The sequence below is a fragment of the Rhodococcus sp. NPDC059968 genome (assembly GCF_042738615.1).
Classification (GTDB): Bacteria; Actinomycetota; Actinomycetes; order Mycobacteriales; family Mycobacteriaceae; genus Rhodococcus_F.
Genome location: NZ_JBHWUE010000089.1, coordinates 26,161 through 39,946, shown reverse-complemented (window position 1 = coordinate 39,946; position 13,786 = coordinate 26,161). Strand labels below are relative to the sequence as shown.

Annotated in this window: 10 protein-coding genes; 3 read left to right on the top strand and 7 right to left on the bottom strand. The window is 68.5% G+C overall.

Annotated elements, in window-relative coordinates; genetic code table 11:
- Positions 1 to 33 precede the first annotated feature (33 nt).
- From ACFWAY_RS41990 to ACFWAY_RS41965, 6 genes are read right to left on the bottom strand one after another with little or no spacing between them, the layout of a single operon-like run.
- Entirely contained in the window at positions 34 to 2,733 is a 2,700-nt protein-coding gene (locus ACFWAY_RS41990) for a fumarate reductase/succinate dehydrogenase flavoprotein subunit (protein ID WP_378514663.1), read from the bottom strand.
- A complete protein-coding gene (locus ACFWAY_RS41985) occupies positions 2,733 to 3,512 on the bottom strand; it encodes an ABC transporter ATP-binding protein (protein WP_378514662.1) in 780 nt (259 codons plus the stop codon). The genes ACFWAY_RS41990 and ACFWAY_RS41985 overlap by 1 nt, the downstream gene beginning before the upstream one ends.
- Positions 3,509 to 4,369, bottom strand: coding sequence for an ABC transporter permease (locus ACFWAY_RS41980; protein ID WP_378514661.1), 861 nt, complete (start codon positions 4,367 to 4,369; stop codon positions 3,509 to 3,511). The genes ACFWAY_RS41985 and ACFWAY_RS41980 overlap by 4 nt, the downstream gene beginning before the upstream one ends.
- The gene (locus tag ACFWAY_RS41975) at positions 4,366 to 5,796 is read right to left on the bottom strand and encodes an ABC transporter substrate-binding protein (RefSeq protein WP_378514660.1); all 1,431 of its coding nucleotides are present in this window, start codon (positions 5,794 to 5,796) and stop codon (positions 4,366 to 4,368) included. The genes ACFWAY_RS41980 and ACFWAY_RS41975 overlap by 4 nt, the downstream gene beginning before the upstream one ends.
- 16 nt (positions 5,797 to 5,812) lie before the next feature.
- The gene (locus ACFWAY_RS41970) at positions 5,813 to 6,040 is read right to left on the bottom strand and encodes a ferredoxin family protein (protein WP_005240903.1); all 228 of its coding nucleotides are present in this window, start codon (positions 6,038 to 6,040) and stop codon (positions 5,813 to 5,815) included.
- Positions 6,037 to 6,816, bottom strand: coding sequence for a GntR family transcriptional regulator (locus ACFWAY_RS41965; RefSeq protein WP_378455148.1), 780 nt, complete (start codon positions 6,814 to 6,816; stop codon positions 6,037 to 6,039). The genes ACFWAY_RS41970 and ACFWAY_RS41965 overlap by 4 nt, the downstream gene beginning before the upstream one ends.
- 294 nt (positions 6,817 to 7,110) lie before the next feature.
- Between ACFWAY_RS41965 and ACFWAY_RS41960 the strand changes: the two genes are divergently transcribed.
- Positions 7,111 to 8,127: an iron-siderophore ABC transporter substrate-binding protein gene (locus tag ACFWAY_RS41960; protein WP_378514659.1), complete on the top strand. Its 1,017-nt coding sequence runs from the start codon at positions 7,111 to 7,113 to the stop codon at positions 8,125 to 8,127.
- A gap of 96 nt (positions 8,128 to 8,223) precedes the next feature.
- A complete protein-coding gene (locus ACFWAY_RS41955; protein WP_378455186.1) occupies positions 8,224 to 9,621 on the top strand; it encodes a sugar porter family MFS transporter in 1,398 nt (465 codons plus the stop codon).
- Between the two features lie 69 nt (positions 9,622 to 9,690).
- Here the strand turns inward: ACFWAY_RS41955 and dxs are convergent, their stop codons facing one another.
- On the bottom strand, positions 9,691 to 11,640 hold the full coding sequence (dxs, locus tag ACFWAY_RS41950; RefSeq protein ID WP_378514658.1) for a 1-deoxy-D-xylulose-5-phosphate synthase: 1,950 nt from the start codon (positions 11,638 to 11,640) through the stop codon (positions 9,691 to 9,693).
- A gap of 249 nt (positions 11,641 to 11,889) precedes the next feature.
- On the opposite strand from dxs, the gene glsA reads away from it, so the two are divergent.
- On the top strand, positions 11,890 to 13,710 hold the full coding sequence (gene glsA / locus ACFWAY_RS41945) for a glutaminase A (RefSeq protein WP_378514657.1): 1,821 nt from the start codon (positions 11,890 to 11,892) through the stop codon (positions 13,708 to 13,710).
- Positions 13,711 to 13,786 lie beyond the last annotated feature (76 nt).

The window sequence follows — 13,786 nt, the reverse complement described above, 5'->3', positions numbered from 1 at the left end:
CGTGTGCCCCGGCACACGTCGCCACTCACCTCCTCAGGAGACGGGGACGTGATCGGTGGCGGCGAGCGCCTGGCGGGCGTAGGCCCGCACGTCGGCGTCGGTGTCCTCGAGTGCAGTGGTGAGCGCGCCGACGGCGGCGCGGTCGCCGGACCACCGGCCGAGCGCGAGGACGGCGGCCTTGCGCACGTCGAGGTGCGCATCCGTCAGGGCGTCCGCCAGCGCGGGCACCGCGACTTCGGGGTCCGCTCCGGCGAGTGCCCGCGCGGCGCCCTGCCGGATCTGCCAGGCCGACTCCCGCAGCGCCGCCGTCGCGAGGGTCACGTCGTCGCCGTCGCAGCCCAGACTCGCGAACGCCGTGAGCGCGGCGGCGCGCACCAGCGGGTCGCGGTCGCCGGCCAGTGAGCGCACGGTGTCGACACCGCCGATCCCGATGGTGGCCAGACCGTGCGCGACGGTGACCCGCACTTCGCGGTTCTCGTCGTGTGCCCCCGCAGCCACCGATTCCCACCGGTCCAGCGACACCAGCGCCCGCACCGCTTCGATCCGGACGTGGTGATCGCCGTCGGACAGTGCGGTCAGGAACTGCTCCGCCGAACCGGCGTGCAGAGCGCGCAGAACGTCGACCACGGCGGCCCGGACCACGGCGTCACCCGACCCGAGGTGGTCGGCCAATCCGTCGGCGGACGGCAGCACCTCGACGAGTTCGCGCAGGCCGTCGGCGGCGGCGCGGCGCACCGTCACCGCACCGTCGCCGAGGGCGTCGACGAGGGCCGCCCCGAATCCGTCGGGGGTTCCTTCCGTCAGTACCGAGAGGGCCGTGACGCGGACCTGCGGGTCGGCGTCGCCCAGATACGGTGCGAGTTCGGCGACGCTCGGCGCGTCGAGTCCGAGGACCGCGACGATGGCCGGTGAGGACGGCTCCTGCCGGACCGGCGCCGCGATGCGCGAGCGCTCCTCCACCGGAGCCCGCCCCCCAACCAGTGGCGGCTGGGCGACGGGTATGACCGTCCGGTCCACCGGCGGAAGGGAATCGAGTCCGGGCACCGGCACGAAGTACGGTTCCACGGGGCGCTTGAGGAATTCCATGTCGCCGTTCTCGCCGCGCCGCAGATTCAGGTGGTATCCCCATTCGTCGTCCCGCTGCTCCGGGAGATCCGCACGCTCGTGGTAGAGCCCCCAGCGACTTTCGGTCCTGGTGAGGGAGCTGCGGGACGCCATTTCCGCGCAGTCCCGGATGAACGTGACCTCCGCGCAGCGCATCAGCTCGTGCGGGGTGGTCGCGCCCATCCCGGCGATCTCCCCCGCCATCCGTTCGAACGTCTCGACGGCGATCGACAGCTTCGTCGCCGTCTTCGGCGGCGCGACATAGTCGTTGACGAAGCGGCGCAGCTTGTACTCGACCTGCGGCTGCGGCGGACCGTCCGGGTTGCGCAACGGCCGGTAGATCAGCGCGTGCGCGACGGCCAGCTGCTCCGCGGGCAGCGCGGTCGGCGCCTCGACGTCGGGCAGGGTACCGGTGGCGTGCGATCCGGCGAGGTCGCCGTACACGAATGCGCCGATCATGTAGTTGTGGGGGACGCAGGCGAGGTCGCCTGCCGCGTACAACCCGGGGACGGTGGTCGCGCCGTGCTCGTCCACCCACACCCCGGACGCGGAATGCCCGCTGCACAAGCCGATTTCGGAGATGTGCATCTCGATGTCGTGGCTGCGGTAGTCGTGGCCGCGGTTCGCGTGGAACGTGCCGCGGGTGGGGCGTTCGGTGGTGTGCAGGATCGACTCGAGCGTGTCGAGGGTTTCCTCCGGGAGGTGGCTGACCTTGAGATAGATGGGACCGCGGGCGGATTCGATCTCGCTCTTGACCTCGCTCATCATCTGACCCGACCAGTAGTCGGAGTCGACGAACCGCTCCCCCTCGGCGTTCACCTGGTAGCCACCGAACGGGTTTGCGACGTACGCGCACGCCGGGCCGTTGTAGTCCTTGATCAGCGGGTTGATCTGGAAGCATTCGATGCCGCTCAGTTCGGCTCCCGCGTGATAGGCCATCGAGTAACCGTCACCGGCGTTTGTCGGGTTCTCGTACGTGCCGTAGAGGTACCCCGACGCAGGGAGCCCGAGCCGGCCACACGGACCGGTCGCGAGGATCACCGCCTTCGCCCCGACCGCGACGAACTCACCGGTGCGGGTGTTCAGCGCCGCGGCCCCGACGGCCCGGCCGTTCTCCGTCAGTACACGGACGGGCATCAGGCGGTTCTCGATGCGGATCTTCTCCCGCATCTTCCGCTGCCGCAGCACCCGGTAGAGGGCCTTCTTCACGTCCTTGCCCTCGGGCATCGGCAGCACGTAGGAGCCGGAGCGGTGCACCCGGCGGACCGCGTATTCGCCGTACTCGTCCTTCTCGAACTTCACGCCGTACTTCTCGAGGCGCTGCACCATCGCGAAACCACGGGTCGCCGTCTGGTACACGGTGCGCTGGTTGACGATTCCGTCGTTGGCCCTGGTGATCTCGGCGACGTAGTCCTCGGGTTCGGCCTTGCCGGGGATGACGGCGTTGTTGACGCCGTCCATTCCCATTGCGAGCGCGCCCGAATGGCGCACGTGCGCCTTCTCGAGCAGGAGCACGTTCGCGCCGTTCTCGGCGGCGGTCAGTGCCGCCATCGTGCCGGCGGTGCCGCCACCGATCACGAGCACGTCGCAATCGAGACGGACGGTGTCGGCGAGGTCGGGGATGTCCATCAGGTCTCCGGAGTGTGGTTCAGCGCGGCGAGCACGTCGGCGCGCGCGGCGCGGGTGTCGGGGTGGTCGAGGTGGTCGCGGTCCCGGGGATGCGGGATGTCGACGAGCGCCCGCAGCGGCTGACCGGCCCGGCCGAGCACCGCGACGCGGTCACCGAGCAGCACCGCCTCGTCCACGTCGTGGGTCACGAACACCACGGTGGTCGGGTGAGTGCTCCACGTGTCGACGAGCAGTCGCTGCATGACGCCGCGGGTCTGCGTGTCGAGGGCGCCGAACGGCTCGTCCATCATCACGGCCCGCGGTGCCCCGGCGAGGCCGCGCGCCAACTGCACTCGTTGGCGCATGCCGCCGGACAGGTTCTTGGGCAGGAAGTCGCCGAACCCGGTCAGACCCACCTCCGCGATCCAGCGGTCGGCGGTCTCCCGGCGTCCCTTGCGGGGTTCGCCGCGGAGTGCGAGGGCCAGTTCGATGTTCGAGCGCACCGTGCGCCACGGGAGGAGCGCGTTGTCCTGGAAGACGACGGCCCGGTCCCGGGACGTCGACTCCACCTTCGCGCCGTCGGCGACGACGCGGCCCGAATCGGGCGGCAGCAGGCCGGCGAGTGCGCGCAGCACGGTGGACTTGCCGCACCCCGAAGGTCCGGTGAGCACGAGGATCTCGCCGGGGACCACGGTCAGCGACAGCGAACGGATGACGGGGTTCCCGGTGTAGGACAGGGTGACGTCGTCGAGGACCAGCGACATGCCGGCGGCCACGGACGCTCCGGCGGTGGCGGTCATGCGCGCTCCCCTCGTGGCAGCCAGCGGGTGACGCGCCTGCCGAGCAGTTCGACTGCGCCGGACGTCGCGAACCCGAGGATGCCGATGGTGATCATCCCGACGAAGACGCCGGGATAGTCGACGATCGTGTACGCCTGCCAGGTGCGGTACCCGACTCCGAGCCTGCCGGAGATCATCTCGGCGGAGATCACGCAGATCCACGCCACCCCGATCCCGACCGAGAGTCCACCGAACACGCCCGGCAGGATTCCGGGCAGCACCACCCGGGACAGCACGTCCCAGCGTCCGCCGCCGAGCGTGCGCACCGAGTCCTCCCACAATGTCGGGAGGGCCCGGACGGCGTGCCGGGTGCTCACCATGATCGGGAAGAACGCGGCGACGAACGTGATGAACACGATGCCGGCCTCGTCGCTGGGGAACAGCAGGATCGCGACGGGCACCACCGCGATGGCGGGGATCGGACGCGCGAGCTCCGTCAGCGGACCGAGGACGTCGGCGAACAGTTCCGATCTTCCGAGGGCGATTCCGGTGGCCAGTCCGACCACGGTCGCGAGTCCGAATCCGCTGAGGATGCGGATCAGCGACTGCCCGAGGTCGAGGTAGAACAGCTCGCTCTGCAGCTGGGTACCGAACGCGGACACGACGTCGGTGACGGTGGGGAGCGTGTCGAACCGCAACCACACCCGCACATCGTTGGCGGTCAGCAACTGCCACGCGACGATTGCCGCGATCACGGACGTGATCCGCACGAGGCGTGACCGCCACGGCGAGGTTCGTCGGCGCGTCGATACCGGATCGTGTTCTTCGACAGCGACTTCGGGGTCGACCAGGACGGTCGACTGTTGCAGGGTGGTCACTGCCGCACCTCCTCGACCGCGCGGTCGTACGTGATCACACCGCCCGCGGGGTGTGCGCGCAGGTATCGGTCCGCCGCGGCGCCGGTGGTGAAGGGCAGGAAGTTGTCGCCGTCGCGCACCCACACCGATTTGTCCGCGAACCATCGCGTGCCCAGTTCGGTGTCGGGGACGAACGCGGCGCGGACGGTGCGGCCCTCGGCCCGGGCCTGTTTCACCGCGCGGAGCAGGCACGTCGGATTCGCGGCCGGCTGCGTCTCGGTGGCGCCGTCGAACCAGATCTCCCCGGCCAGCGCCGGATCGCTCGGGGCGGTGGCGCAGACGGGATCGGTGCCGGTGACCGAGGTCGGGTTGGCCGTGGACGCGAGTGTGGCGTCGTAGTCCTGCCCGTCGGCCTCGAACGCGGACCGGAGCGGAGCGTCGTTCACGAAGCCGTCGACGTCGAGGTCGGCGAAGTCGCCGATCGACTTCAGGTACGGCACATCGTTCTTCAGCGCACCGATCAGGCCCGGCTTGAGCGTGGTGTCGAACGACGTGCCGCCCGGGCCGTTGTACAGGTACACGACCTCCTGGGGCAGGCCGCTCGCGTCGGCCACGATCCGCGACGCCTCGAGCGGTTGCGTCTGGACGAACCGCGTGGCGTCGAGTTGCGCCCGGAGGAACGCGTCGAGAACCTCGGGGTGTTCGTCCGCGTACGCCTCACGGGCCACCACACCGTGCAGGGTCGGGGTTCGGAGTTCGGCGCCGTCGTACAGCAGCTTGGCCTTGCCCTGGAAGACGAGAAGTCCGGGCCAGGCGACGAACTGCGACAGCGCCGCGACCTGACCGGATTCCAGGGCCGAGGATCCGACCTGCGGCTGCTGGTTGAGCACTTCGACGCCGGTGCCCGGGTCGATTCCGGCGCGGTCGAGTGCCTGGACGAGGGTGCCGTGGCCTGCGGAGCCGACGCTCGCGGACACCTTCTTGCCGGCCAGGTCGCCGAGTGTGGTTGCCGGTGAATTCGGTGGCACCACCACCATGTTCAGTGCGCCCTGGGGGTTGTAGCCGGTCACCGAGACGATCTCCGTCTTCGATCGCGGGTTGGCCTGGGTGCGGGAGCCGTTGATCAGCATGGGGTAGTCGCCCATCGATCCGATGTCGATCTTCTCGGCCACCATCTGGGCGGTGATCGGCGCGCCGGTGTCGTAGTCCTGCCACTCGACGGAGTACTTCGTCCCGGTCTGTTCCGTCACGTCCTGCAGGCGCTGTTCGAGGTATCCCTGTGCGCGCAGCAGCGTTCCGGCGGTGACGGTGTTGATCGTCTTGGACTGGTATCCGATGACGAGCGTGACCGCGTCACCGTTGCCGGCCGAGGGTTCGAGGGAGCAACTCGTCGCCACGAGTGTCAGTGCCGCGGCGGCGATCGCGAGGGTGGAAGAGCGTCGCTTCATCTGTGTGGTCTTTCGCTCAGCGGAGGAGGTACGGCATGTTCACGGTGACCGCGCCGGTCGGGCAGCGAGCCGCGCAGGGACCGCAGTACCAGCATTCGTCGACGTGCATGAAGGCCTTGCCGTTCTCCGGGTTGATGGCCAGCGAATCGAGCGGGCAGATCTCGACGCACAGGGTGCAGCCCTCGATGCACAGCGACTCGTCGATGGTGACGGGTACGTCGGCTCGTTGATTGACCAAGGTCATGAGGTGAGCTCCCAGTTCGTGATGTCGGGTCGGCGGACGAGGCTGCTGCGCATGGTGATTCGGTCACCGCGCATGCGGATGTATTCGAGGTCGACGGGACGTCCGTCGACGAGCCGGGTGAGGCGTTCGAGCAACAGGAGCGCCGCACCCTCGGGCGTCTGGAGGTTCGCGGCGGAATGGGCGTCGGCGTTCACGGATTCGATCGCCAGATCGGCGGAGCCGAGGGGCTGACCGCAGACCTCCTCGATCAGCGCGAACACGTCGTTGGTTTCGAGGTCGTGGCCGAGGATCTCGGCTCCGATGTCGGGAACGAGGTAGGTGAGGTCCAGGCTGAGCGGGAGGTCGCCGAGATAGCGCACCCGCTCGATGTAGACGGCGGGTTCGCCCGGCTCCAGCTGCAGGCGACGGGCGACGGCGGGCGGCGGGCTGATCTCCACGGCGGCGCGGACGTCGTTGCGGACCTCGCCGTGCCCCTTCAGCGTCTCCTTCAGCCCGAGCAGGGCGTCGAGACCGTGGTCGTACTTGCGCTGCGCCACGTGGGTTCCCACGCGCGGGGCCCGGTCGATGAGCCCCTCCTGCTTCAGCAGTGCCAGTCCGTCGCGGACCGCATTGCGGGACACGCCGAACTCGGCGGCCAACTCCGATTCCGACGGCAATCCGCGCTCGGCGAAGGAGTCCGCGTGGATCTGCTGACGGAGCAGGTCGGCGAATCTGCGCGCATGGTCCGCGCGGGAACTGCGCGACGCCGTCTGGAGGGGAGTCGGATTCACCACCATGGTTTCCTTCGTCGATAGTGCGTGTGAGCTGGACGAAGACAAACGCTAACGGCAGTCGGCGGGGCCCGGAGTCGCCGCGAACAGCCGCTCGGGGCGCCCCCGCGAATCGGCCGGGTCCGCGCCGGGACCGGAACGCCTCACCAGCGAGAACACGGCAACGACCCGGCAATGCGCCGGGCCGAGCCGGGCCGGGACGTTTCAATCAGGGTGATTCGAAGTCGCGACGTCCGCCCGTCGAGCGATCAAGTCTAGGTTAGGCTTACCTTCTGTTTTCGTCCTGAAGGAGTCGTTGCCGTGTTCGCACCCACCGCCAGACGTCAGATCGCCGTCGCACTCGCCGTGGCCAGTTCGTCCCTGTTCCTCGCCGCGTGCTCGTCCGGCGACAGCGGAGGCACCACGGAAGCGTCCGGTGAGGGGTTTCCGGTCACGATCGAGAACACGTTCGGATCGACCACCCTCGACGCGGCCCCCGAACGTATCGTCACGCTCGGATGGAACGCCCAGGACGTCGTGTACGCCCTCGGCGAGACACCGGTCGGCATGCCGAAGTACACGTACGGCGCCGAGGCGAACGGTGTGATGCCCTGGCTGCAGGACCGATTCGATCCGTCCCAGACCACGTTGCTCGACGCGGCCACGTCCACCCCCATCGAGGCGGTCGCCTCGCTGGCGCCCGATGTCGTCCTCGCCCCGTACGAGGGATTCGACCAGGCGACGTACGAGAAGCTGTCGGGAATCGCCCCCACGGTGGCGTACCCGGACACGGCGTGGCAGACCACGTGGCAGGACCAGACCACGCTGGTCGGGCAGGCACTCGGCAAGAGCGCCGAGGCGGAGCAGCTGGTGGCCGGTCTCGACGACACCCTCGCGCAGACCGCCGCCGCGCATCCCGAATTCGCCGGCAAGACGATCTCGGTGATCAACTTCGACACCGACGCCGCGACGGTCAACGTCTACATGCCCTCCGATCCCCGCGTCCAGGTGCTGACCCAGCTCGGGTTCACCGTGTCACCCGGCGTGCAGAAGCTGGCCTCTACCAATGATCCGGACAAGTTCTTCGCCGACATCTCCGTCGAGAACATCTCCGATGTCGACGCCGACGTCGTGGTCGCGTTCGTCCCGGAGAACACCACCGTCGCCGCGAACCCGGCCTACGCGAATCTCGGTGCCATCGGGCGTGGAACCGCGGTCGCGCTGTCGGACACGAAGATCATCTCGGGGCTCAGCCAGACCAGCGTTCTCGCGACACCGTGGGTTCTGGACAAGCTGACACCTCAGCTCAGCGAGGCCGCGAAGAAAGCGGGTGCCTGAACTCCCGCCTGACAGGCGGTGTCGGGCGTAGCGTAATCCGAGACACAAATTTCCGCTGTGCCCGCATCAGGAACGCTCGCCGAAAGCAGGTATGCGATGACGCAGATGTCCGAAAGACACACCGCGAAGGTCATCGGCGTCACTGTCGCCGCCGCGGTAGGTGGATTTCTCTTCGGTTTCGACAGCTCGGTCATCAACGGCGCCGTCGACTCCATCCAGGGCCACTTCGAGCTGGGGTCGTTCTTCACGGGCTTCGCCGTGGCGATCGCCCTGCTCGGATGTGCTGTGGGCGCGTGGTTTGCGGGTCGCCTCGCGGACCGCTGGGGCCGCAAGAAAGTGATGCTGCTCGGTTCGGTGCTGTTCGTCGTGTCTTCGCTCGGAGCGGGTCTCGCGTTCAGCGTCCCCGACCTGATGCTGTGGCGCGTCCTCGGCGGCCTCGGCATCGGTATCGCGTCGGTCATTGCGCCCACGTACATCTCGGAGATCGCGCCGGCCCGCTACCGCGGCGCGTTGGCGTCGCTGCAGCAGTTGGCCATCACTCTCGGCATCTTCGCCGCGCTGCTGTCGGACGCGGTCCTGCAGAACGCCGCGGGCGGCGCCTCCAACGAGTTGTGGCTGAACCTCGAGGCCTGGCGCTGGATGTTCATCGTCGGTGTGGTCCCCGCGGTCGTGTACGGCATTCTCGCCCTGCTCATTCCCGAGTCTCCGCGGTACCTCGTGGGCAAGCACCTCGATCAGGAAGCAGCCGACATCCTCGCGAACATCACCGGCGAGGTCAACCCGCACGAGCGCGTCTCCGAGATCCGACTCACCCTCCGCCACGAATCGACGGCGTCGTTCGACGATATTCGCGGCCCGAAGTTCGGGCTGCAGCCAATCGTCTGGGTCGGCATCTTCATGGCCATCTTCCAGCAGTTCGTGGGTATCAACGCGATCTTCTACTACTCCACCACGCTCTGGAAGTCGGTGGGCTTCACCGAGAACGAGTCGTTCACCACGTCGGTGATCACCTCGATCATCAACGTGGGTATGACGTTCGTCGCCATCCTGTTCGTCGACCGGATCGGCAGGCGCATCCTGCTCATGGTCGGCTCGCTCGGCATGTTCGTGAGCCTGCTCATGGCGGCAATCGCCTTCTCCCAGGCGACGGGCAGCGGCGACGACGTCGTGCTCCCCAGCCCGTGGGGGGCGGTCGCCCTGATCGGCGCCAACCTGTTCGTGATCTTCTTCGCCGCCACCTGGGGCCCGGTCATGTGGGTGATGCTGGGCGAGATGTTCCCCAACAACATGCGCGCCTACGCACTCGGCATCAGCACGGCGGCGAACTGGATCGCGAACTTCACGGTCACGCTGGCGTTCCCGCCGCTCACCCGCTCGGTGGGGCTGTGGTTCCTGTACGGACTGTTCGCGTTCTTCGCGCTGCTGTCCTTCTTCTTCGTCCGGTCGAAGGTCCGGGAGACGAAGGGGATGGAGCTCGAGGAGATGCACACCTGACCCAGGCACGAACGGATCCGGCCGAATCACAGTGTGATTCGGCCGGATTTCCGTGTGGGGCGCTCGGTCCTACTGGCCGCTGTTCTCCGCGCGCTGCGCATCGAGGTCGGCGACGACGCCGTTCTGCTGCTCGGGGCGCAGGTTCCCGAGGCCGGCGAACCATCCGGTGATCTGCCGGGCGACGTCCTGCGCGGTGAGGCCCAACTCGGCGTGGATCTGCGCGCGCGACGCGTGGTCGAGGAACCGTTGCGGAACGCCGAGATCACGACAGGGGACGTCGACCCCGGCCGACCGCAGCGCGGCCGACACGGTGGAACCGACACCGCCGTGCAGTCCACTGTCCTCGACGGTGACGACCATTGTGTAGTCCTCGGCGAGCTTCACCAGTGACTCCGGGACCGGCAGGACCCACCGCGGGTCGACGACGGTCGCCGAGATGCCCTGCTGTTCCAGGCGTTCCGCCGCGGCGAGCGCGAGACCGGCGAACGCGCCGACAGACACGATGAGCACGTCGTTCCGCCCGGAGGGGGCGCGAAGGATGTCGACGACGCCGTCGAGGCGGCTCACCGCGGGCACGTCGTCGCAGACCGTGCCCTTCGGGAACCGGAGCGCGGTCGGGCCGTCGTCGACGGCCAGTGCCTCGCCCAGTTCCTCCCGCAGGGTGACGGTGTCGCGGGGAGCCGCGACCTTCATACCGGGGACGATGCCCAGCAGCGACATGTCCCACATGCCGTTGTGGCTGGCGCCGTCGTTTCCGGTGATACCCGCGCGGTCGAGCACGAGGGTGACGGGAAGCTTCAGCAACGCCACGTCCATCAGCAGCTGATCGAACGCGCGGTTGAGGAACGTCGAGTAGACCGCGACCACCGGGTGCAGACCGCCCAGGGCGAGGCCGGCCGCCGACGTGACGGCGTGCTGCTCGGCGATCCCGACGTCGAACATCCGGTCTGGGTACTTTTCGCCGAACGCGGCGAGACCGGTCGGGCCCGCCATCGCCGCTGTGATCGCCACGATGTCCTGCCGGTGGCTCGCCTGATCGATCAGCTCTGCCGAGAACACCGACGTCCAGTCGGCGGACGCCGACCCCGTCGACCTACCCGTGATCGGGTCGATCACGCCGGTCGAGTGCATCTGATCGGCCACGTGGTTCTCGGCGGGCGCGTAACCCATGCCCTTGCGGGTGACGGCGTGGACGATGACCGGGCCACCGAACGCCTTCGCGCGGCGCAGCGCGGATTCGAGCGCGGCCTCGTCGTGTCCGTCGACGGGTCCGAGGTATTTGATGCCCAGGTCCGTGAACATCACCTGCGGGGCGACGGCGTCCTTGAGGCCCGCCTTCATGCCGTGCAGGACCGAGTAGGCGGTGCGGCCCACCCAGGGAAGTTTCTTCACCATCCGGCGCCCGCTGTCGAGGATGCGCTCGTATCCCGGCTGGAGGCGGAGGGCGGCGAGGTGGTCGGCGAGACCACCGATGGTCGGCGCGTACGAGCGGCCGTTGTCGTTGACGACGATGACCACCGAGCGGTCCTTGCCGGCCGCGATGTTGTTCAGGGCCTCCCAGCACATGCCGCCGGTCAGCGCACCGTCACCGACAACGGCGACGACGTGGCGGTCCTGACCGGTCAGCTCGAAGGCCTTGGCGAGGCCGTCCGCGTACGACAGCGACGCCGACGCGTGCGAGGACTCGACCCAGTCGTGATCGCTCTCCGCCCGGCACGGGTATCCGGACAGGCCACCCTGCTTGCGGAGCGAGTCGAAATCGTCCTTGCGGCCGGTGAGGATCTTGTGGACGTACGCCTGGTGGCCCGTGTCGAAGATGATCGGGTCGGCGGGCGACTCGAAGATGCGGTGCAACGCGAGGGTCAGCTCGACGACGCCCAGGTTGGGGCCGAGATGCCCACCGGTCGCCGCGACCTTCTGCACGAGGAACTCGCGGATCTCCGCGGCGAGCTGCTTCATCTCCGCCGAATTCAGCTGACGAAGATCGTCAGGCGTCTGGATACGGGCAAGAACACCCAACGAGATCGCTCCCTCCGTGATGCACGCCGCCTTGCGTGCCTCTGCCGTGGCTTCGTGTCACGTCACAGTGGAACCAGTCTACGGAGCCGCCGGAGTGCGGGACACGCGGTATGGGCCGGTGCGGCCCCGTAGCGCGGGCTCGTCCTCGGGCATCCCGGCCATGACCGTGACCGGCTTCACACAATTGTGCCGCCGGACGGGCCCGTCGGAACACCCGACAGCTCCGTGAACAGCCTCTAGGGTCGACTCATGAGCACCGTCGTGGACGCGCTGATCGGGAAAGTCTTCGCCGCGACCCGGGAGAACCGCAGCGGCGAGCTCGCCGACTACATTCCCGAACTCGCCGCGGTCGCCCCCGACTCGTTCGGAATCTGCATCGCCACCGTGGACGGCTACGTGTACGAGGCCGGCGACACCCGCCTGCCGTTCACGATCCAGTCCATCTCGAAACCGTTCACGTACGCCCTGGCGCTCGCCGATCGCGGGTCCGGCGCCGTCGCCGAGAAGATCGACGTCGAACCGTCCGGGGAACCGTTCAACGAGATCAGCCTCGACCCGCGGACGGAGCGACCACGCAATCCCATGATCAACGCGGGGGCGATCACCGCGGCGTCGTTGGTGGCCGGGCCCGACCTGGACACCCGGTTCGAACGGATCCGGGCCACGTACTCCCGGTACGCGGGACGGGACCTGACGTTCAACCGGTCGGTGTACGAGTCCGAGTCACGGACCGGGCACCGCAACCGGGCCATCGGCCACATGCTGCGCTCGTTCGACATCATCACCGGCGACCCCGACGAGGCGGTCGACCTCTACTTCCGTCAGTGCTCCATCGACGTGACGTGCCGGGACCTGAGTGTGATGGCTGCGACGATGGCGAACAACGGCGTCAACCCCGTCACCCGGGAGACCGTTCTCGAACCAGCTCTCGTCGAGCGGGTCCTGAGCGTGATGTCGACGTGCGGCATGTACGACGCCGCAGGCAAATGGGTGTACGAGGTGGGGTTGCCGGCCAAGAGCGGCGTCGGGGGCGGGGTGGTCGCCGTCCTGCCCGGGCAGATCGGGATCGCGATCTACTCACCACGCCTCGACTCCCACGGCAACAGCGTCCGCGGAGTCGAGGCGTGCCGGGCCCTGTCGAACCAGCTGGAACTGCACTTCCTGCACGTCACCCGCGCCGCCCGCGCCGCGGTCCGCGCCCGGTACTCCGTGTCGGACGCCCCGTCGCGGATGCGGCGGTCACCCGCCGAGCGCGCCGCACTCGACGACGTCGGCAAGCGCAGCCGCATCTACGAGCTGCACGGGGATCTGCTCTTCGCCGGCGCGGAGAGCGCCGTCCGCGAGATCGGCGGCGTCGAGGAGGACCTGGAGGTGGTGGTGGTCGACGTCCGGCGCGTCGACGACGTCAGCGGGGTCGCGCGCCGGATGTTCGAGACACTGCGGGCCGGCCTCGCCGATCACGGGTGTGCGATCGCGTTCGTCGACCCGGCCGGTCTGCTCGGCAACACCCGCTCGGACCTGGTGGGGAGGGCGGGCCGGGTGTTCGCCGACCTCGATGCCGCTGTGCAGTGGTGCGAGGACATCCTCCTCGAACACCACTGCAGCACGGCCCGTCAGGAGTCGTCCGTCACGATCGCCGAGCATCCCATGCTGTCCGCCCTCAGCGCGAAGCAGCTCCAGCGGTTCACCCGCGACCTCGTCACCCGCTCCTACGCTCGCGGTGAGCTCCTCATCCATCGGGGCGACCGCGCCTGCGGGCTGTTCCTCATCCTGTCCGGGCAGGTGAGCTCCACCGTCACCGACCAGTCGGATGCGGTGCACAGGATGATGACGTTGTCGGCGGGGATGAGCTTCGGGGAGATGACGATGATGCTCGACTCCCGCTTCCTCAACGACGTGCGAGCCGACACGCCCGTGACGGTCGCGGTGCTGACGTCCGAGCGCTATGCCGAAATGGCCTCGGAGGAACCGAAACTCAAGCTGGCACTGCTCGAGCGTCTCGCGGCGGGCGCCTACGAGCAGCTCGACGTGATGCTGCGGTCGCTGCTGCGTCAGGGCGACGGACTCTGATCGGTCCGTGGGAAAACCCATTGCCCGAATCGGAAAAATCGGACAGGCTGGGGGCTCGGAATCGACGACGCGCGAA